This is a genomic window from Streptomyces sp. NPDC048516, assembly GCF_043199875.1.
Taxonomy (GTDB): domain Bacteria; phylum Actinomycetota; class Actinomycetes; order Streptomycetales; family Streptomycetaceae; genus Streptomyces.
Window position 1 is genome coordinate 28,643 of the sequence record NZ_JBICWS010000005.1, and the last position, 24,661, is coordinate 53,303.

At 74.2% G+C, this 24,661-nt stretch carries 16 protein-coding genes; 3 read left to right on the forward strand and 13 right to left on the reverse strand.

Features of this window, described 5'->3' with window-relative positions:
* Window positions 1–25 precede the first annotated feature (25 nt).
* The 7 genes from ACGFR7_RS11890 to ACGFR7_RS11920 form a co-directional block, all read right to left on the reverse strand.
* Window positions 26–4,720 (reverse strand): hypothetical protein, encoded by a 4,695-nt coding sequence (locus ACGFR7_RS11890; RefSeq protein WP_393316614.1) that lies wholly within the window; start codon window positions 4,718–4,720, stop codon window positions 26–28.
* Window positions 4,721–5,050: 330 nt separating this feature from the next.
* Complete coding sequence (locus ACGFR7_RS11895; protein ID WP_393316617.1) at window positions 5,051–6,058, reverse strand: hypothetical protein; 1,008 nt, start codon at window positions 6,056–6,058, stop codon at window positions 5,051–5,053.
* A 139-nt stretch (window positions 6,059–6,197) separates the two neighbouring features.
* The gene (locus tag ACGFR7_RS11900; protein WP_393316620.1) at window positions 6,198–7,721 is read right to left on the reverse strand and encodes a hypothetical protein; all 1,524 of its coding nucleotides are present in this window, start codon (window positions 7,719–7,721) and stop codon (window positions 6,198–6,200) included.
* 265 nt (window positions 7,722–7,986) lie between these two features.
* The gene (gene pcp, locus ACGFR7_RS11905; RefSeq protein WP_393316623.1) at window positions 7,987–8,631 is read right to left on the reverse strand and encodes a pyroglutamyl-peptidase I; all 645 of its coding nucleotides are present in this window, start codon (window positions 8,629–8,631) and stop codon (window positions 7,987–7,989) included.
* 175 nt (window positions 8,632–8,806) lie between these two features.
* Window positions 8,807–9,775, reverse strand: coding sequence for a DUF979 domain-containing protein (locus ACGFR7_RS11910; protein WP_393316626.1), 969 nt, complete (start codon window positions 9,773–9,775; stop codon window positions 8,807–8,809).
* Window positions 9,772–10,482, reverse strand: coding sequence for a DUF969 domain-containing protein (locus ACGFR7_RS11915; RefSeq protein ID WP_393316629.1), 711 nt, complete (start codon window positions 10,480–10,482; stop codon window positions 9,772–9,774). The genes ACGFR7_RS11910 and ACGFR7_RS11915 overlap by 4 nt, the downstream gene beginning before the upstream one ends.
* Window positions 10,483–10,684: 202 nt before the next feature.
* Entirely contained in the window at window positions 10,685–11,428 is a 744-nt protein-coding gene (locus ACGFR7_RS11920; RefSeq protein WP_393316631.1) for a GntR family transcriptional regulator, read from the reverse strand.
* A gap of 321 nt (window positions 11,429–11,749) precedes the next feature.
* Between ACGFR7_RS11920 and ACGFR7_RS11925 the strand changes: the two genes are divergently transcribed.
* Genes ACGFR7_RS11925 through ACGFR7_RS11935 form a run of 3 tightly spaced genes read left to right on the forward strand, consistent with a single transcriptional unit; the run spans window position 11,750 to window position 14,111 of the window.
* On the forward strand, window positions 11,750–12,526 hold the full coding sequence (locus tag ACGFR7_RS11925) for a LamB/YcsF family protein (RefSeq protein WP_393316634.1): 777 nt from the start codon (window positions 11,750–11,752) through the stop codon (window positions 12,524–12,526).
* Window positions 12,523–13,146, forward strand: a complete 624-nt coding sequence (gene pxpB / locus ACGFR7_RS11930) for a 5-oxoprolinase subunit PxpB (RefSeq protein ID WP_393316637.1) — start codon at window positions 12,523–12,525, stop codon at window positions 13,144–13,146. Before ACGFR7_RS11925 ends, pxpB begins: the two co-directional genes overlap by 4 nt.
* Window positions 13,143–14,111: a biotin-dependent carboxyltransferase family protein gene (locus ACGFR7_RS11935; protein WP_393316640.1), complete on the forward strand. Its 969-nt coding sequence runs from the start codon at window positions 13,143–13,145 to the stop codon at window positions 14,109–14,111. The genes pxpB and ACGFR7_RS11935 overlap by 4 nt, the downstream gene beginning before the upstream one ends.
* Here the strand turns inward: ACGFR7_RS11935 and ACGFR7_RS11940 are convergent.
* The 6 genes from ACGFR7_RS11940 to ACGFR7_RS11965 all read right to left on the reverse strand — a co-directional run bounded on the left by ACGFR7_RS11940 (window position 14,018) and on the right by ACGFR7_RS11965 (window position 24,574).
* On the reverse strand, window positions 14,018–15,262 hold the full coding sequence (locus tag ACGFR7_RS11940; protein WP_393316643.1) for a TrmH family RNA methyltransferase: 1,245 nt from the start codon (window positions 15,260–15,262) through the stop codon (window positions 14,018–14,020). The two genes, ACGFR7_RS11935 and ACGFR7_RS11940, sit on opposite strands and share 94 nt — an antisense overlap.
* 60 nt (window positions 15,263–15,322) lie before the next feature.
* Window positions 15,323–18,937, reverse strand: a complete 3,615-nt coding sequence (locus ACGFR7_RS11945; RefSeq protein WP_393316646.1) for a hydantoinase B/oxoprolinase family protein — start codon at window positions 18,935–18,937, stop codon at window positions 15,323–15,325.
* Complete coding sequence (locus tag ACGFR7_RS11950) at window positions 18,934–20,064, reverse strand: SGNH/GDSL hydrolase family protein (RefSeq protein WP_393317582.1); 1,131 nt, start codon at window positions 20,062–20,064, stop codon at window positions 18,934–18,936. The genes ACGFR7_RS11945 and ACGFR7_RS11950 overlap by 4 nt, the downstream gene beginning before the upstream one ends.
* Before the next feature lie 23 nt (window positions 20,065–20,087).
* Window positions 20,088–21,317, reverse strand: a complete 1,230-nt coding sequence (locus ACGFR7_RS11955) for a glycosyltransferase (protein ID WP_393316649.1) — start codon at window positions 21,315–21,317, stop codon at window positions 20,088–20,090.
* Entirely contained in the window at window positions 21,314–22,441 is a 1,128-nt protein-coding gene (locus ACGFR7_RS11960) for a glycosyltransferase family 4 protein (protein WP_393316651.1), read from the reverse strand. The genes ACGFR7_RS11955 and ACGFR7_RS11960 overlap by 4 nt, the downstream gene beginning before the upstream one ends.
* A gap of 717 nt (window positions 22,442–23,158) precedes the next feature.
* Window positions 23,159–24,574: a HEAT repeat domain-containing protein gene (locus tag ACGFR7_RS11965; RefSeq protein WP_393316653.1), complete on the reverse strand. Its 1,416-nt coding sequence runs from the start codon at window positions 24,572–24,574 to the stop codon at window positions 23,159–23,161.
* Between the last annotated feature and the right edge of the window lie 87 nt (window positions 24,575–24,661).

Sequence of the window (24,661 nt, forward strand, 5' to 3'; positions counted from 1 at the left end):
GCCCGCAGGCCTCTTGTGCCGCGGTTCACCCGGTGGCCGGATCCGCCTCCTCCTCGGGAACCGGGTCCTCCGGACGCCGGTACATCCGCGTCGCCGTGATCTGGCCGTGCACCGCCTCGCCGGAGGGGTCCGGCTGCGGCAGGCCAGGACGCAGATGCTCCTCGACGCTGATGTACTTCAGCCCGGCCCGCAGGTCCGCGTCATTGCGCAGCCGGATGACCAGCGGGAACTCGGCGAGCGCCGTGGTGTCGAAGAGGCCGGTGGTGTAGAGGAGCTGGACGCCCAGCGCATCGGCGACGGCACGCTGGAGCTCCAGCAGATAGGTCGCGTTGGCGCGGCCGATGGGGTTGTCCAGGAACAGCGTGCCGGCGTGCCGCTGCTTGTCGCGGCCCCGGTCGTTGCTGCGCAGCGCCGCCATCGTGCAGTACAGCGCGATGGCGGCGGTCAGCAGCTGGCCGCCGGAGAAGACATCGCCCATCTGGCCGACCGGCACCCGCTCGGCGCGCAGCACCGCGTCCGGCTTGAGGATCTCCACGGCCACCCCGCGCGGCTGCAGCGCCGCGCTGACCCCGCGCAGCAGCAGGGACATCCCGTCCCGGCGCAGATCGCTGTTCTTCTTGACGGCCGCCCGGGTCGCCTCGTCGATCACCTCGCCCAGCCGCTCGGTGAGCGTGGCCTGGTCGGGGTCCTCGAAGCGGATCCGCAGGAACTCCTGCCCGGACCACTCCCCCAGCCCCTCCGGCAGCCGGGACAGCCGCTGGGCCGAGCGCAGTGTCGTCAGCGACGACTCGACCAGCCCGCGCAGCCGGTCGACGATGGAGTCGCGGTTGCGCTCCAGCTGCTCCAGCTCGTCGGTGAGCACCCGCAGCCGGGGCGCGAAGGCCTCAGCCCACTTGGCCGCATGGTCCGGCAGGGCCGAGGCGGGCAGTTCGCGGATCTGCTGCCGGGCGGGGGTACGGACCTGTTCGTAGCGGGTGGAGTTGGCGTGCCGTACGAGGATGTCGCTCGCCTCGCGCACCGCGGACTCGGCGGTGGACAGGTCGGCGGCGCAGCCGCGCAGCGAGCGGCGGGACTCGGCGGCGGCCTGCCGGGCGTCCTCCACCCGGCCGGCGTACGGCTCGGCCGGCCCGTCGGCGGCGTCCTCGGCGTCCTGGTGGTCGCGGAGCAGATCGCGCAGCAGGGCGGCGGTCTCGTCGAAGCCGCCCGCGGCGTCCTCGGCGGCGCGGTGGCCGCGCAGCAGCTCCTCGTGCTGCGCCCGGGCGGCCTCCAGCGCCTCGGTGGCGGTGGCCAGTTCACCCGAGGCCGTGCGCAGCAGCTCCTTGGCGCGGTCGGCGTCCTCGGGCACCAGTTCGTCGGGCAGCTCGGTGTGTGCCTCGCCGTCGGTGGGGGCCAGCCGCTCGGCCTCGCCACGCAGCCGGCCGAGCTGTTCGCTGGCGGTCGAGGCGCGGGTCTCCAGCATCTGCACCAGCGATTCGGCGCGGGCCGCGGCGGCCTGACGGGACGGGCCGTCGGCGGCGTCCGGGCTCTCCAGCAGCGCCTCCGCACGGGTGCGGACCTTGTTGGTGAGGCGGTTGAGCTCGGCGAGGGCGGCGCTCTCGTCGCCCTCGGCGCGGGCCTGTTCGGCGCGCAGATCGGCGCCGACACCCACCTTCTCGTAGAGCTGGGAGGCGGCGCGGTAGGCCTCGCGCAGCGCGGGCAGCGAGGCGCCGGCGCCCTCCGGGGCCTCCCCCACCTCGTCCGGTACGCCGGCGATCTCGGCGCGCTCGGCGCGCAGTGCACGGGCGGTGCGGCGCGCATCGTCGGCGGCGCGCTGGGCCGCCCTGCGGTCCTCGTCGGCGGCCCGTGCACGGTCCACGCACTCCTCGGCGCGGGCCTCGAACTCGGCCGCCTCATCGGCGAGTTCACGCATCCGGGACTGCCAGGAGGAGCGCTCCCGCAGCCGGTGGGCGAGCCCGGCCAGCAGGTCGGCGGCGCGGCGGGCGCGCTGTGCGGTCTCCTGGCGTTCGTCGCGCACCCGGGTGGCCTCGGCCGCGACCTCCTCGGCGCCTTCGCGGGCGGCACGGGACTCGGCCAGCTCGGCGGCGGCCTCCTCCGCCGCCGCAGCGGTCTCGTCCGCGGCGGCGGCCAGTTCCCCGAGCCGGCCGGCCGGGCAGCCGGCCCGCCACGAGCCGAGCCGGGCGGCCAGCGCCCGGTCCCCGGCGAGCCGGGCGGCCAGCGCCCGGATCTCGTCGTCGCGCTCTATGGCGCGTGCCCGCAGCGCCTGGCGCTCCTCGTCGGCGGCGGATTCGTCGTGCATCGCCGGGTTCGGCGGGACGAGGAATACCTGACCGGAGGTGCTCTCCGGCTCGTCGGGAGCGGGCGTGGGCGCGAGCAGCGCGGCGGAGGTACCGACCGCGACGGCCGAGCGCGGCAGCAGCGCGGCCTGGGCGAGCACATCGCGGGCCCGCGCATGGGTGTCCGGGTCGGTGATGATCACGCCGTCGACGAGCTCGGGGCGGGCGGCGAGCACCCGGGTGTGATCGGCCGGGTCGACGGACTGGGCGAGATAGCGCCAGCCGGGCAGCGCGGGGACGCCGTGCTCACCGAGGTATTCCACGGCTGCCAGCACATCGGGCCCCGGGGGCAGCAGTCCGCCGTCGCCCAGCGCGCCGAGGATCCGCGCATCGTCGGCGGCGGCCGTGCGCAGGTCGAACAGCTGACGTTCGGCGGCGGCGACGCCCTCCTCCAGCAGCTCGTGCAGCTCGTCGGCGTTGCGGTCCAGCTCCTCGGCGGTGAGCGGTCCTGCGGTGGGACGGCGGGGGGTGACCGGGTCCGTGCCGGGCGTGGCCGTACGGGGGCCGGGCACGCCCAGGGACTTGGCCTCGGACTGCGGGAGTCCGAGGAGGTCGGCGAGCCGCTGCTCGGCGCCGATGGACTCGGCGGCCCGGCGCTCGGCGTCGTGGGCACGCTCGGCGGCCTGCGCGGCGTCGTCGGCGCGGGCCGCCGCCAGTTCGGCGGCGGAGTGCCGCGCCGCGGCCTCGCGGGCACGGTCGGTGGCCTGCCGGGCGGCCTCCCGGGCGGAGTCCCAGGCCTCGACGGCGGTCTTCTCGGCGTCCGAGGCGGCGAGCGCGGCACGGGCCGGGTCGGCGTCGGGGGCGCTGTCGTCCAGCCAGCCGGCCCGGACGGCTTCGGCGGTCTCCTCGGTGACCTCCGCCAGACGCTGTTTGAGGTGGTCGGCCTCGCTGCGGGCGCGCTGGGCGTGGGTGGCGGCCGTGGTGGCGTCGCGGTGCGCGGATTCACCGGCCTCCTGAAGGGCCGCGGAGCGTTCCTCCTCCTCATTGGCGACCTGTTCGCCGGCCTCGGCGGCGGTGTGCAGGGCACGTACGAGGTCGGCGGCGGCGGTGGCCCGGGCGGCGAGCGCGGGGGCGGCGTCCCGCTCGGCCTCGCGGATGGCGGCGGCGACCCGCGCCGAGCGGTCGGCGGCGGCGCGGTGCCGCAGCGCGGTCTCGGCGGCCTGCCAGGCGCTGTGCAGCGTACGGGCGTCGTTCAGCTCACGGCGCTGGGCGGCGGCGCCCTTCTCCGCGGCGGCCAGGGCCAGCGAGGCATGCCGGTAGGCGAGTTCGGCGGACACCAGGGAGCGGCGCTCGCGGCCCCGCTCGGCGTCGGTGACGCGATGGGCCGCGACGGCGACCTGTTCGGCCAGCTCGGCGGCGCGGCCGCGCTCCTCGGTGCCGCGGGCGTAGAGCCGCTGGGCGAGGCCGCGGGTGCGGCGTTCGGCGCCCGCATGCACCTCACGGGCGCGTTCGCGCTGCTCGGCGGCGTCGGCGATACGGGAGAGCAGGTCGAGGGAACCGGCGGTGAAGTCCCGTTCGGCGGTGAGTTCGGCGCGCCGGCCGAGCTTGTGGGCGAAGCCGTGCACGAGGTCGGCGAGACCGTCGGTGTCCCGGGTGTCCGTGACGGCGCGCAGGAGGAGGTCGGTGAAGTCCGAGTCGTTCTTGACCGCGAAGAGGCCGGCCGCCTCACCCTCGTCGGCGTTCATCTCCCGCTGGTAGCGGAAGAGTTCCGGGTCCAGGCCCAGCTCGCCGAGGTGTACGTTCCAGCGCTCGTGGGTCTCCTCCCAGACCACGTCGAGATTGGGGTAGTTCTTCCCCGCCTCGGTGAGGACGTCGCGGAAGCCCTTCATCGTGCGCCGGCGGCCCTGGGCTCCTGAGCTGCCCTCACCGCTCTCCTGGCGGGGGCGGACGACGGTGGCCTCGGCGACGGGGAGGGAGTCCAGGCTCATGCCGGGGCCGGGCCGGAAGCTGTACCAGGCCTCGGCGAACTTCCGGGGGTCGTTGGAGACCTGCCGGCCGCGCCATTCGCTGACCTTGCCGACGACCACGCTCTCGCCGGTGAGGACGTGCTGCCACTCCAGGGCGACATGTCCGCAGTCGTCGGCGAGCAGGAATTTGCGCAGGACGCCGGAGCTGGCGCCGCCGAGGGTGTTGCGGTGGCCGGGCAGCATCACCGAGAAGATCAGCTTGAGCAGGACGGACTTGCCGCCGCCGTTCTCCAGGAAGAGCACGCCCGCGGGCGCCGGGCGGCGCGGCGGGCCGACCGGTTCGTCCTCGAAGAAGTCCGCCTGGGCCGGGGCCGGTCGGGGTACGGGCGCGCCGACTCCGCGCAGGTCCAGCACGGTGTCGGCATAGCGCGCACCGGCGGGCCCGATGGAGTAGAGGCGGACCCGGGACAGCTCGTACATGGCGGACTCTCGTTGTCGTGTCGGGAAGGGGCGGTGCTGCTCCCCCGCCCCCTCCCCCTCCTCCCCCTTCGGGGGAGGGGGCGGGGGTGGGTTCGGGGGTGGGGGGGAGCGACGGGCGGGCGGCAGTCGGTCAGCGGTCGGTCAGCGGTCAGTCGATCGGGGACGGTTAGCGGTCAGTCGGTGGGGGACGGTCAGCGGTCAGTCGGTGGGGGACGGTCAGCGGTCAGTCGGTGGGGGACGGTCAGCGGCGGTCGAAACGGTCGGTGGCGGGCCGGTCGGCGCCGTCGCCGGTCCGCCGGCCGGGACATCAGAGGTCGTCGGGCCGGCCCGTCATCCGGAGTGGAAGGGCAGTCCGGCGTCGGCGACCAGGTCGAGGTCTTCGGAGTCCTCGCCCGGCAGCAGCGCGGCGCTGCCGTCGGCGACGGGGACGATGCCCAGCTCCAGCAGCTCGGCCATGGCGGCGCTGCCGGCCATGTCGCGGACCTGGAGCTGGTAGCGGGCGGTGGTGCGGTAGGCGCCACCGGAGTCATCGCCGGTGCGCTGCAGGAAGCCGGAGTCCACGAGGAACGTGACGGCCTTGGCGATGATGCCCGTGGTCGAACCGGCCAGCCGGCGGGCGTCCTTGGTGGCGCCGGTCGCGCTGCGCCGCGCGTAGAGGCGCCAGGCGGATTCCAGGCCGGGGGCATCGGTGGCCGGGTCGGTGTTCTCGCCCTCCTGCTCGGCGCGCTCCTCCAGACGACGGCAGGCCTGCCGGACGAAGGCATCGACGCCGTTGACGGTGATCCGGCCGATATATCCGTCGTCGGCGAGGTCTTCGGGGCGCGGGAAGGCCAGTGCGGCGACGGCGAGGTGGGCCAGGCCGTGCAGAAAGCGGTCGGCGGAGTCGGCGGAGGCGCGACGCGCGTAGTCACCCATCCGTACGGCGAAGACGGAGTCCTCGTGGGCGGTGACGGCCATCCCGGCGCGGGTGGAGACCTCCAGGACGACCAGGCCGAGGCCGGTGGCGACGGCGTCGGCGAGCCGCGCGAAGGCGGGCTCGTCGCGATAGCGGCGCAGCAGTTCGCCGTATTCGGCGTCACGGGCGGGCAGCAGCTTGGGCTGGAGGCCGAAGGACACCAGCCGCGCGGCATCGGCGGCGTCGGCCGGGGTGAGCGGGTGGGGTCGCCCCGGCTCTGCGGAGTCCCCCCGGTCGAGCGGAGCCGAGAGCGGAGGAGAAGCCGAGGGCTCGGGGGCGGGTCCCGCCGCGGCCGGCCCGGTGTCGGCGGTGGGCGCGCCCCAGCCCGGTTCACCGGCCCCGGACGCCGGATCCGGCTGCGGCGCCTCGTCGTACTGGGTCACGGAACAAGCTCCTTGCTGGGGACGGTCTCGGAAATCTCTGGCCGGCACGACGCCGGGCGGCCGGCCGGGACGCCGGGGCCCTGCCGGGCCGGGCGCACCACGCCGCTCGCCGGCCGGCCGCCCCGAACACGGGCTGCCATCACGCCACCTCCGAACGGTCCGCGGCCATACCGGCGGAGTCCAGCAGGGCCGTGCCGACGATGAGGTCGGCGCCGCCGAACTCGGGGTCGGTCAGTTCCGTGCCGTCGTCGACGGCGAACAGCAGCTGCTGCTCTCCCTGCCGGTACGCCGTACCGACCGGCGGGCTGGCGGCGTGCACCGCCAAAAGGGCGACGAGATAGGGGAGTTCGGGATCGCCGCGGCGTGCTTCGGCAAGCAGTCCGGAGAGCCTTCGGGGTGCGTCGGCGGGCAGGTCGAGCAGCGTCATCGCGGCGTCGAGCTGCGCCTCGCTGAAGCGGCTGTCGTCGGGCGTCGCGACCAGATCGGGCTCGGGCATCTCGGCGCCCAGGTGCTCGCGCTCCACGGGCGGGGTGAGCAGCACCTCGACGAGGTCGCCGACCCGGACGGCCGAGGGCGTGCGCAGGCCCGTCCCATGGGCGAAGAAGGCGTCGGTGACGCGGATGGCCTGCTCGGCGGGGAGCGGCAGCAGGGGGGCGACGAGCTGGCCGTAGAGGTCGAGTCCGGAGCGGGCGACGGGGGTGGCGAAGGCCTGCCGGTCCTGCTCGGCGCGGAAGAGCGGTCCGGCCTCCAGCAGCCGGGACTGCAGCTGGGTGTGGCGGCGGATGCAGTCCTTGACGATGTCGACGAGCTCGGCGGCGCGGCGCTTGTGCTCGGGCTCCTCGGTCTCGTCCCGGGCCTTGCGGATGTTCGTCAGGATGGCGTTCTCGTGGCGGTAGCGGTCCGCGACATGGTCCAGCGCCTCGTTGATCATGTCAGGGACGGTCTCCAGCCAGTCCACGGCGCGGACGTTGCGGCGGGTGGCGTCCAGGGTTCTGCGCAGCGTCTCGGCGTACTGCACGGTGCGGTAGCGGGCCTGCTCGGCGGCGAGCTGGGCGTCGGCGAGCCGGCCGCGGCTGATCAGCACCTCCAGCTTGACCTCGGCGGCGATCTGGGCGCTGGTGACGTCCGTGTCGAGCGCGCCGACCAGGACGTTGACCGCTTCATCGGTGGCCCGCAGGAAGACGGTGCCGCCGGCGCCCGGGACCTCCTCGATCAGCTTGAAGTCGTAGTCGCGGCGGACGTACCGGCCCTCGGTGTTGAACGTGCCGTAGACGGCCCGGAAGCCGCGGTCCACGCTGCCGACGTTGATCAGGTTCTCCAGCACCCAGCGGGCCACCCGCTCATGTTCACCCGTGGAACGGCGGGGAGCCTGGGCGGCGACCCGCGGGAGGACCTTCGCCACTATCTCCTCGTGGTCGGCGCCGGTGTCGAAGTCCATGTTGAGGGTGACGAGATCGATGACGGCGAGCGCCACCTCCGCCATGGCGTAGATCCCGTACTCGCCCGCGAGGTTGGCCTTGCGCACGTCGAGGTCGTGCAGCGGCGCGGTGCACGCGAGGGCGCGCAGCCGACGGGCCAGGCCTTCGTCGGCTGCCGGGCCCGGCGCGGGCCGGTTCGGCCCGTTGAGCTGGGGCGCAGCGGGCCCCGGGGCGGAAAAAGTCACGTCGCACAGAGTAGGCGCTCGCACTGACAACGGACGAAACGGCGCGGATCCGTTCATGGGTGGAACCGCTGGTGGATCCGTTGACGGACCACTCGCCGGGCCGGCGCGTCAGTCTACGGCGTGGCCCGCGGCGGCCGGCTGCCAGGTCCCGTGGCCTGCGCACCGGAGCCCGTGCCGGTGCCGGTGCCGGAGCCCGTGCCGGTGCCTGTGCCCATGCCCGTGCCCGTGCCCATGCCAGTGCCCATGCCTGTGCCCGTGCCGGTGCTCAATGGGTTGCCCCTCCCGCGATGCGGAGATCGGTGCGGGTGTGCGCGGCGGTGACCGCGATCTCCCGCAGGGCCCGGGCGACCGCGTCGGCCGGCAGCGACGGCTGGGCTCGGTCGACGACCTGCTCCGGCGTATAGGGGACATGGACGAATCCGCCGCGCAGGTCCGGCAGTTCGGTGGCGATGAGGTGGGCGAGGCCGTAGAAGACGTGGTTGCAGACGAAGGTGCCGGCGGTATTGGAGACGGAGGCGGGCAGGCCGGCGGCTCGGACGGCGGCCACACACGCCTTGACCGGCAGGGTGGAGAAGTACGCTGCGGGGCCGCCGGGCACGATCGGCTCGTCGACCGGTTCGGCACCCGAGGCGTCGGGTATCCGGGCGTCGTCGACGTTGACGGCGAGGCGTTCGACGGTGACGTCGGGGCGGCCGCCCGCCTGGCCGACGCACAGCACTATCTCGGGGCGGGTCTCCTCGATCGCGGCGCGCAGCACCGCCACCGACGCTCCGTAGACGCAGGGAAGCTCGACGGCGAAGGCCTCGATGCCGGTGGGCGGTTCGTCCGCGGCGGCGCGTACCGCCTGCCAGGACGGGTTGGTGGATTCGCCGCCGAAAGGCGCAAATCCGGTCAGCAGTACCCGGGTCATACGGTCATCCTTGGTGCGGTGAGGTGCGATGTGGCGGAGTGCGATGCGGCGGCGTGCGATGCGGTGCGGTGCACAGCCGTGGGTGCGACGCGGTGTGTGCGGCCTCGCAGGCGGCGGGCGCAAGGGTGGGGCGGGCGCGGTACCGCGGAGTGCGGCGGACGCGCCCGGAGCGGGGTCAGAAGGCGAACAGCGCCATGATCAGGATGTTGCAGCCGAGCAGGATCCCCGCGGTGGGCAGCTGCGCCTTGATCGGCCCGTACTGGTCCTTCAGTTCCAGCAGGGCCGCCGGAACGATGTTGAAGTTGGCGGCCATGGGCGTCACCAGGGTGCCGCAGAATCCGGCGAGCATGCCGATGGCCAGGACGGCGGCGGGGTTGCCGTCGAAGTGGCCTATCAGGACCGGCCAGCCGACCGCGGCGGTCATCACGGGGAAGGCGGCGAAACCATTGCCCATGATCACGGTGAACGCGAACATGCCCACGCAGTAGACGACGATCGCGAGGTAGAGCGATCCCTCGGGCAGGACGGAGGTGGTGAGCTTGCCGACCTGGTCGCCGACGCCGGAGACCTGGAAGATGGCGCCCAGCGTGGCCAGCATCTGGGGCAGCAGCATCGCCCAGCCCATCGCCTCCAGCATCGAGCGGCCGGACTGCACGGGCACGGAGATCCGCTTCTCGCGGAGCATGACCATCGCGACGACGAGGGCGACGACGGCGCCGATCCCCAGGCCCAGGATGGTCTCGCTGCCCTCCTGGAGGACCGGCTCGCCCCCGAAGGACAGGTGCTTGACGCCGATGGCGCAGGCCAGGGCGACGGCGGGGATGGTGAGCGCGGGGACGAACAGCCGGTTGCCGAGCCTGGCGGCACTGGCGGTGCGCTGTTCGGAGGTCGTGGTGCGCGGGGTGCCGCGCCCGGTGAAGCCGAAGCCGGCCAGGCAGGCCATGACGAGTACCGCGGCGCCCAGCGGCTCGGCCGGCGCCTGCTTGGTGACGACCCAGCTGCTGTAGATGAAGCCGGCGCCGATCAGGCCCCAGAAGGTGCCGGTGCCCAGGCGCTTGGGATTGCTGCGGTCGGTGACCATCTGGGCGGCCATCACCAGGAAGCTGAGGCCCACCAGCCAGTAGAACCACTCTGCCTTGATCACTTGGTGGCCTCCACTGCGGCGGTGTCGTGGACATGGACGGTGAGCAGTTCGCGTTCCAGGTGGCGGTCCAGGCGCAGCAGTCGCCAGCCGTGGACGACGAAGGCGCACACGGCGGTGGGGATCGCCCACAGCGCGAGCTGCAGCGGTTCGAGGTGGGTCCCGTAGGTGGTGTTGACGAAGCCGGTGATCAGCAGGATCGAGCCGACGGCGAGAAAGACGTCCTCCCCGAAGAAGAGGCCGACGTTGTCCGCACTGGCGGCGAACGACCTGACCTTCTCCCGTGTCCGGTCCGGGAGTTCGCCGTATTTCCGCTCGGCCGCGCCCTCGGCCATCGGGACGGCGAGGGGGCGGACGGTCTGGGCGGGGCCGAAGACATTGGTCAGCCCGACCGCGGCGCCGATCTGCCGCAGACCGAGGTAGAGCGCCAGGAAACGTCCGGTGGTGAGCCCGGCGAACCGGGCGATGAGGTTGCGGGCCTGCTCCTGGAGGCCGTAGCGCTCCAGGAGGCCGATGACCGGGAGGGTGATCGCGAAGATGGTCACCGCCCGGCTGCCGGCGAAGCCGTCGCCGAACGCGGCGAGCACCTTGCCCGGCGACAGCCCTCCGAGGAGGCCGGTCGTGATGCCGGCCACCCCCACGACCAGCAGGGGATTGCGTTTCGTGGCGAAGCCGATCACGACCACGAGCACGCCGAGGAGCACGATCATGGGCCCGCCTTCCGCGTACGGGGACCCACCCGGGTCCGCAGGGAGATGAAGAGATTGCAGCGGAGGCTAGGCGATTGTTCAACGATCCGACAAGGGGTCTGCCGGGGCGGATCTCAGGCAGCCCCCGTGGAGGGCGCCAACAGGGGCGACGCGGCGGTCCCGCGAGGTGTCACCAGGGGCGACCCGGCGGCCCCGCGGGGCCTCACCCCTCCGCAATGCGTTGCGCGTACGCCCCCGACAGCTGAGTGCGCGAGTCCTCCAGGTAGGACAGCAACAGCCGCTCGGCCTCGGCGGCATCACCCGCCTGCAGGGCCTCGACAATTTGCCTATTACGGGTCAAATAGGGCGCATGGAAGCGCCGGGGGTCGGCCATGACATGGAAGACGAGCCGGAGCTCGGCAAGCACACCCCGCATCAGCTCATCCGTGCGCGGACTGCCCGCCAGGGCCACGACTGCCTGGTGAAAACGGATGTTGGCGGTCGACAGCGCCTGCCACTCCCGGCCTTCGGAGGCGGCTTCGCCGGCCTGCACCGCGGCCGCGATCGCCGCGATGGCACCGGTCGCAGCGGCGTCGTAGGGCCCCGCCCCCAGGCCCCGTACCGCCGCACACTCCACGAGCATGCGCACCCGGTAGATGTCTTCCAGGTCCTCGACCGTCACCACCCGGACGAACACCCCGCGGTTGAGCTCGTGCACCAGCAGCCGCTCGTGCGTCAGCAGCCGGAACGCCTCGCGCAGTGTGTTGCGCGAGACGCCCAGGGCGCCGCCGATGCTCTCCTCCGAGAGCCGGGCGCCGGGCGGGAAGTAGCCCTCGGTGATCCGGTCGCGCAGGATGTCGGCGACCCGTTCGGCCGTACTGGAACGCCCCAGCAGGGCACGGTCACCTTCCAGGCGCGCGACCTCGGTGAGCCGCCACTGATCGTTCTTCGCCGCTCCGCCCGCCATACCGCTCCCCGCTCTCGCGCCGTACCGGGCGGCAGTCGGGGCCGTCCCGGAGTCGTATGAGCGAAAGTCAATCCCAGATGAGAGAACGAAACAACGCATCCGTGATCGCACCCCGAACACCTATTGTCGGATCGTTGAACAATCCTCTACGTTGTCCTCGACGCCGGTCGCCCGGGCGACCTCGGAGACGAGTCGCTACGGACACGGTCCGGCCGGAACGTCCCGCCGCCCCTGCCCGCCGCCCCTGCCCGCCGCCCGCGCACGAGCCGTCGCACCGGCGCCCCGCGCCCGGCCGGCCCGAGCCCCCTGGAACGGACCCACATGAGCGACCCGGCGCCCCCTCCCGTCATCGACCTCAACGCCGACCTCGGGGAAGGCTTCGGCCGCTGGCAGCTCACCGATGACGAGGCCCTGCTCTCCGTCGTCACCAGCGCCAATGTCGCCTGCGGCTTCCACGCCGGCGACCCGGCCACCATGCGCCGGGTGTGCGAACTGGCCGCCGAGCGCGGCGTGGTCATCGGCGCCCAGGTCTCCTACCGCGACCTGGCCGGCTTCGGCCGCCGCGCGATGGAGGTGCCGCCGGACGAGCTGTCCGCCGAGATCACCTACCAGATCGGGGCGCTGGACGTCTTCGCGCGCGCCGCCGGGACCCGGGTCCGCTATGTCAAACCGCATGGCGCGCTCTACAACCGCTGTGTCCACGACGGGGAGCAGGCCGCTGCCGTCATCGACGGCATCCGCGCCGCGGACGGCGGCCTGCCGGTCCTCGGCCTGCCCGGCTCGCGGCTGCACGAGGCCGCCCGGCGCGCCGGACTGCCCGTCGTCGGTGAGGCCTTCGCCGACCGTGCCTACACCGACGAGGGCACCCTCGTCCCCCGCCGTGAACCCGGCGCGGTGGTCCACGACGCCGACGAGGTCGTCAAGCGGGCCCTGGGCATGGCCCGCGACCACTCCGTCACCTCCCGCAACGGCCGACGCGTCGGCATCACGGCCCGCTCGCTGTGCCTGCACGGCGACACCCCCGGCGCCGCGGACCTCGCCCGGCGCGTACGGTCCGAACTGGCCGCGGCCGGCGTCCATATCCGGAGCTTCGGATGAGGCCGCTGCCGGTCGGTGAGCACGGCCTGCTGATCGAGCTGGACAGCGCCGAGGAGGTCGAGGCGCTACACGCCGAACTGCTGCGCCGGGCCGCCGACGGCGCCCTGCCGCCGCTGCGCGAGATCGTGCCGGCCGCCCGTACCGTGCTCCTCGACGGCCTCGCCGACCCCCGTGGCCTCCTCGCCGAGCTCGCCGCCTGGGACATCCCGCCGATCGGCGCCGGCGACCGCCCCACCGTGGAGATCCCCCTTCGTTACGACGGCCCCGACCTCGCCGACGTCGCCGCCCTGTGGGACTGCACCCCGGACGAGGTGGTGCGGCGGCACTCCGCAACGGAGTTCCATGTCGCCTTCTGCGGCTTCGCCCCCGGCTTCGGCTATCTGACCGGGCTGCCCGAGCCGCTGCACGTACCGCGCCGGGACACCCCCCGGACCAAGGTCCCGGTCGGTTCGGTCGCCCTGGCCGGCCCGTACACCGGGGTCTACCCGCGCTCCTCCCCCGGCGGCTGGCAGTTGATCGGCACCACCGACACCGTCCTGTGGGACCCGCGCCGCGAACCGGCCGCGCTGCTCGCCCCCGGTACCCGTGTCCGCTTCGTCCCGCAGGAGACCGCCCGATGACCGACCGCGCCTTCTCGGTCGTCCGGCCCGGAGCGCTCACCACCGTCCAGGACCTCGGCAGGCCCGGCCACGCCCACCTCGGTGTGCCGCGGGCCGGCGCCCTCGACGAGCCCGCGCACCGGCTCGCCAACCGCCTGGTCGGCAACCCCCAGTCCGCCGCCGCCCTGGAGACCACACTCACCGGCTGCGCCCTGCGGGTCCGTACGGCCACCACCGTCGCCGTCACGGGAGCGCCCTGCCCGGTGACCGTCGACGGCCGTCCCGCCGCCTGGGGCACGCCGGTCCGCGTCCCGGCGGGCGCCGTCCTGGACGCGGGTCCTGCCACCCACGGCCTGCGCTCCTACCTCGCCTTCGCCGGGGGCATCGACACCGAACCGGTCCTCGGCAGCCGCGCCGCCGATCTGCTCTCCGGCCTGGGCCCCGACCCGCTCACCGAGGGAGCGGTCCTCCCGCTGGGCACCCCGTACGGCCCGCCCTCCACCGCCGACGCCATCCCGCACCGCGGCCCGGTGACGGAGCTCGTCCTGCCGTTCCTGCCCGGCCCCCGCGACGCCTGGTTCACCGCCGCCGGCCTGCACACCCTCGCCACCGGCCGCTTCCGTGTCTCCCCGGCGAGCAACCGCATCGGGCTGCGCACCGAAGGCCCGCCCCTGGAGCGCGCCCGCAGCGGCGAACTCCCCAGCGAGGGCATGCCCCTGGGCGCCCTCCAGGTCCCGCCCGACGGCCTGCCGGTCCTCTTCCTCCACGACCACCCCACGACCGGCGGCTACCCGGTCATCGGCGTCGTCCCCGAGCGCTACCTGGCCCCCGCGGCGCAGGCGGCACCGGGGACTGCGGTCCGTTTCCTCCGGATGCGCCAGGGGGGCCGTCCTCAGGGTGTGCCGGCAGCGCCGCCGTGGTCAGCGGGGGAACTCGCAAGGCGCGCGGCGTTGTTCTGGACGCGGTGCAGCAACTCCCGTAGCTGATCGCGCTCGGCGGGAGTGAAGCCGGCGTACAAGCCGTCCTCGACGCGTTCCTGTACCGCCCACAGCGCAGCGATGGCCCGCTCTCCCTCGCCCATGATCGAGGCGTGGTCGTGACCCTGCGTCACATGGCCGCGGTCGCACAGCGGTGCCAGCAATGCCTGCAGCTCTTCGGAGCCGACGCCGACGTCGCGGCGCAGCTGCTCCAGTGGGGTGCTGCGCTCGCAGGCGAGTACCATCAGCAGCACCGCCTGGGAGCTGTCCAGGTCGCCGAGCTGACGCAGGTGGACATCGAATGCCTGCCGCACCAGGTGAGCGGCCGCGGTGAGGTTGCGGCCGAGGGTGTCGCGGATGCGGTCGGTCAGCATGGCCAGGATCGCCTTCATTCGCAGCTCGTAGATGCTGATGCCGGCGGCCACCCCGACGTTGAGTGATTCCACCGCACCGGCCATCGGGATCTGCACCACCAGGTCGGCCGCGGCCAGCGTGGCCTCGCTGACGCCCTCCGTCTCGTTCCCGACGACCAGGGCCACCCTGCGGCCGCGCAGTGGGGCCATCGACTGCAGATGCGCTCCCCGGGGACTGGTCACCACAATCTGGAATCCGGACTCCCGCAAGGACGCCAACGCCCCGCCCGGATCGGCGAAACGGCGGACGCGGCAACCGAGTACGGCACCCCGTGCCGCGTCCAGGACCCGCCGGGAGGACAGATCCGTCGTCTCGTCGGTGAGCACGACGTCCCGCACACCGAGCGCGCGTGCCGTCCGCACGATCGTCCCCAGATTCCCTGGATCGGCGACCTGCTCGCACACCACGGCGAAGTCACCGTAAGCGTCATCCACCGGCGTTTCGGAGGGCAACGCCGCCACCGCCAGCCAGTCGACCGGCTTCGCGCCGCCGGTGACCTTCCGCAGCAGTCCGTCCCGTACGGCGTGCACGCCCACCCCGGCCGCGGTCAGCTCCGCACACAGCGCGGGGTCGTCCGCACCCGCGGAGCGGAGCACGTACTCCAGACCGTCCCCGGCGGCCACGAGCTGCCGGATCAGGGCAGGGCCTTCGACCAGGCAGCGTCCGGCGGCGGTCCGTCCGGAGCGGGTGGCCAACGTCCGCGCGGTGGCAATCCGCGCGTCCTTGATCGAATCGATGAGCTCCATGGCCGACCAGACTATCGAGGCGCCGCGCAGGGAGCATGCCCGGACCCGTGCTGCGGCCCGTCAGCCCTCGTCCGCCGCCCCGTACCCCCCGCCGCCCGGTGTGCGCAGCACCAGCACGTCGTCCGCGCCGACGTCCACCGCGTCACAGCCCGCCAGCTCCGCCCGTGAACCGTCGGCCCGTTCCACGGAGTTGGCGCCCAGCGCGCCCGGGGCGCCGCCCGCCATGCCGTACGGCGCGACCCTGCGGTGGTTGGTCAGCAGGGCGACGGTCATCGGCTCCAGGAAGCGCAGCCGGCGCTCGACGCCGCAGCCGCCGTGCCAGCGTCCCCTGCCGCCGCTGCCGGAGCGGATGGCGAAGCCGTCGACGCGGACGGGGTAGCGCCACTCCAGCACTTCGGGGTCGGTCAGCCGGGAGTTGGTCATATGGGTCTGCACGGCGTCCGCGCCGTCGAAGCCGTCGCCCGCGCCGGAACCGCTGGCGACGGTCTCGTAGTACTGCACCCGGTCGTTGCCGAAGGTGAGGTTGTTCATCGTGCCCGAGCCCTCGGCCTGGACGCCGAGCGCGGCGTAGAGGGCGCCGGTGACCGCCTGGGAGGTCTCCACATTGCCCGCGACGGTGGCCGCCGGGAAGACGGGGGCGAGCATCGAGCCCTCCGGGATACGGACCTCCACGGGCTTGAGGCAGCCGCTGTTGAGCGGGATGTCGTCGGCGACCAGGGTGCGGAAGACATACAGTACGGCCGCCATCACCACCGAGCTGGGCGCATTGGCGTTCCCGGGCTGCTGGGGCGAGGTGCCGGCGAAGTCCACCACCGCGCTGCGGGCGGCACGGTCGACGGTGACCGCGACCCGGATCTCGGCCCCGCTGTCGGTCTCGTAGCGGCAGCCGCCGTCCGACAGCCGCTCGATGATGCGCCGCACCGATTCCTCGGCGTTGTCCTGGACGTGCCCCATGTAGGCCCGGACCACGTCCAGCCCGAACTGGTCGGTCATCCGCCGGAGTTCCTGGATGCCCTTCTCGTTGGCGGCGATCTGGGCGCGCAGATCGGCGAGGTTGGCGTCGGGTGCGCGGGAGGGGTAGGGGCCGGTGGCGAGCAGGTCGCGGGTCGCGTCCTCGCGCAGTTCGCCGTCGCGCACCAGCAGCCAGTTGTCGAAGAGGATGCCCTCCTCCTGGATGGTGCTGCTGAAGGCGGGCATCGAGCCCGGGGTGATGCCCCCGATCTCGGCGTGGTGACCGCGGGAGGCCACCAGGAACAGCAGCTCGTCCCCGTCGGAGTCGAAGACGGGGGTGACGACGGTGACGTCGGGGAGGTGGGTGCCCCCGTGGTACGGGTCGTTGATCGCATACACGTCACCCGGCCGCATCTCGCCGCCGCGGCGCCGGAGCACTTCCTTGATGGACTCCCCCATGGAACCCAGGTGCACGGGGATGTGCGGGGCGTTGGCGATCAGGTTGCCGTCGGCGTCGAAGAGGGCGCAGGAGAAGTCCAGGCGCTCCTTGATGTTGACGGAGTGGGCGGTGTTCTCCAGCCGGACGCCCATCTGCTCGGCGATGGCCATGAAGAGGCTGTTGAAGACCTCCAGCATCACCGGGTCGGCTTCGGTGCCGATGGCGACGCGGTCGGTGCGGGGCCGGGCCCGGGTCAGCAGGAGGTGCCCCCTCTCGCCCGTGGCCGCCTGCCAGTCCGGGTCCAGGACCGTGGTCGCGTCCTCCTCGGCGATGACGGCAGGGCCGGTGAGGGCGTCACCGGGGCGCAGGTCCGTACGGCGGAAGAGGCCGGTGTCCTGCCAGCGGCCTGCCGTGTACATCCGTACCGTGGCGGCCGGTGTCAGCTCTCCTTCTCTGCCGCCCGCCCGGGCCTCGTACCCGCCCGCGCCGCCGGCCGCGCCCAGCGCTTCGACCGACACCGCCTCGGCCACCAGCGGTTTGTCCATGGTGAAGGCGTAGCGCTCGCGGTGTGCCCGGACGAATTCCGCGGTCATGGTGCCGGCATCGGCGAGCGGGACGGCGAGGGTGGAGTCGGTCCCGGCGTAGCGGATCAGCACCCGGGCGCGGGTGGTGACCGAGGCGTCCGGCACCCCGTCGTCGAGGAGTTCACGCCGGGTCTGTCCGGCAAGGGCCTCGCACACCTCGTGCACCCGGCCGACGGCCGCGGGATCGGTGAACTCCGCCTCGACGGCCTGCTCGCGCATCGCGGTGGCGTCGGCGACCCCGATGCCGTACGCGGAGAGCACCCCGGCCAGCGGCGGGACGAGCACCGTGTCGATGCCCAGCGCGTCGGCAACGGCGCAGGCGTGCTGGCCGCCGGCGCCACCGAAGCTGGTGAGCACGTAGCGGGTGATGTCGCGGCCGCGCTGGACGGAGATCTTCTTGACGGCGTTGGCCATGTTGAGCACGGCAATGTCGAGGAAGCCGGCCGCGACCTCCTCGGGGCCGCGGTCGTCCCCGGTCTCGGCGGCGGCCCGCGCGGCCAGTTCGGCGAAGCGGGTGCGGACCACCTCGGCGTCCAGCGGCTGATCGCCGTCCGGACCGAACACCGCGGGGAAGTGGGCCGGCTGGATGCGGCCGAGCATCACCTGGGCGTCCGTGACGGTGAGCGGGCCGCCTCGCCGGTAGCAGGCAGGACCCGGGTCCGCACCGGCGGAGTCGGGGCCGACCCGGTAGCGGCGGCCGTCGAAGTGCAGCACGGAGCCGCCGCCGGCCGCGACGGTGTGGATGTTCATCATGGGCGCGCGCATCCGTACGCCCGCGACCTCGTTGCCGAAGACCCGCTCGAACTCACCGGCGTAGTGCGACACATCGGTGGACGTGCCGCCCATGTCGAATCCGATCACCCGGTCGTGCTCGCCGCCCGCGTCGGCGGCGGTCCGTACCATGCCGACGACGCCGCCCGCGGGGCCGGACAGCACCGCGTCCTTGCCGCGGAAGTGTGCGGCCTTGCGCAGTCCGCCGTTGGACTGCATGAACATCAGCCGGATACCGGGGAGTTGGGCGGCGATCTCATCGACGTACCGGCCCAGGATCGGGGAGAGGTAGGCGTCGACGACGGTGGTGTCGCCGCGCGGCACCAGCTTCATCAGCGGGCTGACCTCGTGCGAGCAGCTGACCTGGGAGAACCCTGCCTGCCGGGCCAGTTCGGCGACGGCTCGCTCGTGGTCGGCGTGGCGGTAGCCGTGCAGCAGGACGACGGCGGCGCTGCGCAGGCCGTCCGCACGGGCCCGGACGAGCGCCCGACGGACCTCGTCGACGTCCAGCGGCCTGACCAGCTCACCGCGGGCGCCGATCCGCTCCGGCACCTCGATCACCCGGTCGTACAGCGCCTCGGGCAGCACGATGTGCCGGTCGAAGATCCGCGGCCGGTTCTGGTAGGCGATCCGCAGCGCGTCGCGGAACCCTTCGGTGGTCAGCAGCACGGTCGGCTCACCCTTGCGCTCCAAGAGGGCGTTGGTGGCGACGGTGGTGCCCATCTTGACGACGGAGACCCGCTCGGCGGGGACCGGTTCGTCCGGGCCGAGCCCCAGCATCATCCGGATACCGGCCACCGCGGCGTCCCGGTAGCGCTCCGGGTGGTGCGAGAGCAGCTTGCCGGTGACCAGCCGGCCGTCCGGGCGCCTGCCGACGACGTCCGTGAACGTGCCACCGCGGTCGATCCAGAACTCCCAGCGTCCGGTCATCCTGTCATTGTCGCAGCGCCCTTCACCGTCGCGGCGGTTTTCCCCGGCCGGGCATCGTCCGATCCGCCGGGCCTGCCCGGGCCGTCCGCCTCGTCCGCCCTGTCCGGCCCCTCCGACCCGTCCAGCCCATCTGCCCCCTCTGCCCCGTCCGCCCCGTGATTCGCCCCGTCCACCCCGGCCGACCCGTCCAGAGCCGCGAGCGCGGTACGCGTGGCCTGGTCGGAGGCGGCGTCCAGCAACCGCCCGGCCCCCGCCGCCCCGTGCCGGCACTCCTGGAGCGCCAGCCCCAGCAGGCCGGGCAGCAGGTCCGTACACCGATCGGCGACCCAGCGGGTGCCGCGGGTCGCCATCCACCGGGCCGATCCGGCGCGGGTCGGCGGCGGGCCGTCGAGGGTGAGCGCGGGCGGCGGTCCGACGGGCAGGCCGGCGGCGGCCAGCGCCGCATGGAAACCACGGGCCAGCAGCCGGTGGCCGCGCTCGCTGGGATGCAGCCGGTCCACGCTCCAGCAGGCACGTTCGGCGACCCAGGGGTGTTCGGCGAGGTGCAGATGAACGCCCTGGTAGCGCGCCGACACCGCATGGACGACGGTGTTCACGGCGCGCATCCGGCGGGCCAGCGGACGCGCCAGCGGCGCGGGCAGGCCCAGTATCCGGCCCGGATCGGGCAGGCAGGCCGTCAGCACCACGGCCCCGTCGGCGCTCAGTGCGCCGTGCGCCCGGTCCAGCGCGGCCGCGACCCGCTCGATGGCGAAGGCCGCGCGCAGGGTGTCGTTCGCGCCGACGACCAGCGAGGCGAAGCGCGGCCCGAGCTCGCGCGCCACCGGCAGCTGCCGCTCGGCCAGCTCCGCCGCCAGCGCCCCGCTGCGCGCCAGGTTCACCAGTTCCACGCCGCCCGGCCGCTCGCCCAGCGCCCCGGCGAGCAGGGCCGCCCAGCCGCGCCAGCCGCCGCCCGGTACGGGGTCACCGAGCCCTTCGGTCAGCGAGTCACCGAGCGCGACGAAGCGGGCCGGGGCCGGGAAACGGCCGCCGCCCGGCGCCTGCTGCGGGAGCACCGCTCCCCCGCCCGGTGTCACCGGTCCCCCGCCTGCTGGTCCCCCGCCCGGTACCGCTGCTCCGCCGTCCGGCATCACCACGGTCACGGACCCCACCGTCACCATCCGCCCAGCGGGCCGGCCGGGGACGGGAAGGGCGGGGCGGTGACCGGCCTGCCGAGCGGGGCGGCCGCGTCGTGCGCCGCCAGGAAGGCCTCGACGGCCGGCTGCCAGCCGTAGCCTTCGGCACGGCGACGGGCGGCGGCGCGCCGGGCGGGCCCGGGCCGGGCCAGGACGCGCTGGACCGCGTCGGCGAACGAGGGCCCGTCGTCGAGCGCCGTGTCGCCGCCGCTACCGACCAGGCCCGCCAGTGCCGATGCCGCGCTGGCGACCACCGGGGTACCGCAGGCGAGCGCTTCCAGGGCGGCCAGACCGAAGGTCTCGGCCGGTCCGGGCGCCAGTGCGACATCGGCGCCGGCCTGCAGCGCGGCGAGCCGGGAGCGGTCCGCGAGGTGCCCGAGGAACGCCGCGGGCAGCCGTCCGGACCGCGCCCGGGCCTCCAGGCGCGCCCGCAGCGGCCCGTCCCCGGCCACCACCAGCGTCGCGTCGACCCCGCGCCGCCGCAGCTCCGCCAGCGTGTCCAGCGCCCGCCCCGGCCGCTTCTCCTGGGACAGCCGGGAGCAGAGCAGGAGCAGAACCTCCGCCCGGCCTGCCCAGCGCCGGCGCAGCTCCGCGCTGCGGCAGCCGGGGTGCCAGGCGTCGAGGTCGACACCGAGCGGGGCGCGCACCACATTGCGCACACCGGCCCGGGTGAACTCCGCCGCCGCCCATGCGGTGGTGCACACGACCCGGCTGTAGGCGTGCGCCGTACGGCGGTTGAGCCGGTCCGCGGTGGCGCGGGCCAGCGGCTGCGGTACGCCCCAGGTGCGCAGCACCCCGTCCACGCTCTCGTGGGAGACCATCACCGCCGGGATCCGTGCCCGGCGCGCCCACTCCCCCGTCCAGCGCAGCGTCGTCCGGTCGGAGACCTCCAGCCGGTCGGGGGCCAGCGCGTGCAGCAGCCGCTGGACCCTGCGGCGGTCGGTCAGCACGCGGTAGCCACCGCTGCCCGGCAGCTCCGGCCCCGGCAGGGTGATCACCCGTCCCTGCGCGGTGACTTCGTCACCCCAGCCGGCCGGGCCGTGCGCCCCCGGCGGTCCGGGCACGATGAGCACCGGCTCGTGCCCGGCGGCCCGGTAGCCCGCACCGAGTTCCCGCAGCGCGGTGCGCAGCCCGCCGGAGGCCGGCGTGACGAAGTTGGCGATCCGGACGATCCGCAGGCCCGTCCCACGAGCGTGCCGCGCGTTCATGCCGCCACCGCCGTCCGGTCGCTCAGTACGGCCTCGTAGTGCCCCAGGAGCTGGTCGCCGACCGCCGCCCACGTGCGGTCCTCCACGGCTTTGCGGGCCGCGGCGCCGTAGCGGACGCGCAGCTCGGCGCTGCCCGCGAGCAGGCGCACGGCATCCCGGAACGCACCGCCGTCCCCCGGTGTCGCCAGCAGCCCCGTACGGTCGTGGTCCACCAGGTCGAGCGGGCCGCCCGCCCGGGGCGCCACCACCGGCACGCCGGAGGCCATCGCCTCCTGCACGGTCTGGCAGAAGGTCTCGTACGGCCCGGTATGGACAAAGACATCCAACGAGGCGTAGAGCCGGGCGAGTTCATCACCCGTACGGCGGCCGAGAAAGCGCACCCCGGGCAGTGCGGTCCGCAGCCCGGCGGCACTGGGGCCCTCGCCGATGACGACGGTGCGTACGCCCGGCAGCCGCGAGGTCTCGGCCAGCAGCCCCACGTCCTTCTCCGGCGCGAGCCGTCCCACGTACCCCACCAGCAGCTCCCGCCCCGCGGCGAGCGAACTGCGCAGCACCGCGTCACGCCGCCCGGGGTGGAACCGTTCGGAGTCGACACCGCGCGGCCACAGATGGACCCGGGGCACACCGTGCTCGGTCAGATCCAGCAGCGCCGCGCTGGAGGGCGCCAGGGTGCGGTCGGCGGCGCCGTGCACCGCCCGGATACGGCGCCAGGCCGTGGCCGCGCCGCCGCCGAGGTAGGTGCGGGCGTAGCGGCCCAGGTCGGTCTGGTAGACGGCGATCGCGGGCACCTGGCGGCGGGCGGCAGCCGCCATCCCCCGGGCGCCCAGCACGAACGGGCTGGCGAGGTGCACGAGATCGGGGCGGTGCCCGTCGAGCGCCGCGGACAGCCGGCGTCCGGGGAGCGCGATCCGCACCTGCGGATAACCGGGCAGCGGCATCGAGGGCACCCGGACGACGGGGCAGGGACTCTCGTGCGTACCGGCGGCCGGCGAAGCGCCACCGAGCGGCGCGATGACCAGCGGATCGTGGCCGCGCCGGACGAGGTGCCGGGCGGTTTCCAGGGCGCAGTGGGAGACGCCGTTGACATCGGGCGGGAAGGATTCGGTGACCAGGGCGACACGCATACAGCTGTTCTCGGCGCACCGTGCGTGGAGGGAACCAAAGGGATCTTTCCTGGCGGAGAACGTCCTATGACCGTCCGCTGCGACTTGCCTCGGGCCCACGTTGCCGGCCGTCCCGCCGTGGGGAGTTCTCGCCGTTTTTCGCCCGCTGCGCGGTGCGCCCGCCGTTGCCGCTGCGCGGGGCGGGTCCGCTGCGCGGGGCGGGTCCGCTGCGCGGGGCGGGTCCGCTGCGCGGGGCTGTCGGGGTGCGGTGACGGGCCTGCGCGGGTGGGGTGCCGGACTGCTTCGCTTTACGTCCGGCACCCCACCCGCTCCGGCCCGTCCCCTCCCGTTGGGGTTGGGAAAAGCCAGGAGGGGGTGCACGTAGCTGGTCCGGCGCTCGTCGTGGACGTAGAGGAAGGGCCGTGGGTACAGGGAATTCGCCATGGCACAGGGAATCGCCATGGCACAGGGAATCGCCATGGCACAGGGAAGGGGCTGTGATCGACGCCGGCCCCACCCACGTTCACTTACTTCCCCCACGGGAGGGGACGGGCCGGAGGGGCATGGTGTGTGGACGTAAAGCGCAGCAGTCCACACACCAGGCCCCGCAGGTCCGTCACCGCACCCACAGCCCCGCGCAGCGGACCCGGCCCGCCGCAGGCGAAACGGCGGCAAACCCCCATGGCGGGAAAGCCAAAAACGCCCCGAGGCAAAGCGCAGCGGACCGGCGGGATAGACCTACGCCTCGGGGCCGATCCGGCTGCGGACAGCCGTCTGTACCTCGTCCTCCTCGGCCGGGTCCGCGGCAAGGCGGCGCAGTTGTTCGACGACCCTGTCGTCGCCCGTGGCGGCGTGCCGGGCGGCCAGTTCCCTGGTGGTCTCCTCGCAGTCCCACAGGCACTCGACGGCGAAGCCGGCCGCGAAACCCGGGTCGGTGGCGGCGAGCGCGGCGGCGGCCCGTCCGCGCAGGTGCGAGGAGGAGGTCTCGCGGTAGATGTGCCGCAGGACGGGGGCGGCGCAGCCGACCCCGAGGCGTCCGGTGCCGTCGACCAGCTCCCACAGGCCGTCGGCGTCCGGGCCCTCCTCGCGGACGGTGCGGCGCAGCGCGGCCAGCACCGGTTCGGCATCGCGCCGCCCGCCTCGGCGGGCGAGCATGGCGGCGGCGGACGCACCCAGCCGGTCCGCGCGCGGCGCCCAGAGCCTGGCCCGTGCGACGGCGGCCACGCTGCGCATCCGCGCGAAGGCGGCGAGCGCCGCGGAGGCCAGGCGCTCGGAGGAGAAGGGGTCGGCGACCGCGTCCTCGATCAGGTCGAGGAGGCCGGGATCGCCGCGTTCGGCGAGGTGGTGCAGTACGGCGGCGCGGGCCGCGTCCGGTGCGCTGCGCGCGGCGCGCAGCAGCTCGGGGCGGTCCTCGGGGCCGGCGACGACGGCCAGGCAGCGGGCGGCGGCGAGGTGCCGGTGTTCCTCGCTCGCCTGATCCGGGCTCTCCTCGGCCCACTGAAGTACCTCGGTCACGCTCCAGCCGGGGCGCGGGCCACGGGGCCGCATCTGCCGCTGCCAGCGGTCGAAGGAGCCCCGTTCCCCGGCGGCGGCCAGCCTCGGGCCGTAGCGGGGGTCCTCGGCCCACAGCCGCCAGGGCCGGGGCTCGAAGGCGTCGCGGACGGCGGTGGCCAGCTCGGCATCGCCCTCCTCGGTCTCCGGGAAGCGGGCGAGGACGGCGGGGGCGAGGGTCATCAGCCCGGCGTCGTCGTCACGCAGCGCAAGCTCGTCCAGGGCCCAGCGCCAGTTGCTGCCGGCCGCGGCATAGCTGCGCAGCAGCAGACGGGCTGCGTCCTTGCCGTAGGCGGCGAGGTGGCCGAGGACCGCGAGGGCGAGGCCGGTGCGCTCCTCTCCGGTGTCGACGAGGTCGTCGGGGTGGAAGAGGTGGCGTTCGATCTCTTCGAGCGCCCCGTCGAGCTGCATGTAGAGGCGCGCGTAGTAGAGCGAGCGGTTCTCGACCTGCCAGTCGCGACGGGGATCGCGCAGCACGCTGTCGTTGAGTGCCGCGAGCGCCTCGGCCCGCGGCGCCGCGAGGGCATGCAGGGTCCCGTCGCCGCGGCCTCGCTGCAGGAGGCCGAGCAGGGTGCCACTGGGCGCTATGTCTGGATCGAACATGAGGTCAGCATCCGGTGCGGGGGACTGGCTGGCAACGGGATTTCCGCTGACCGGCATTCTTGCCGGTGACCGCGGGCCGTAAGCCTC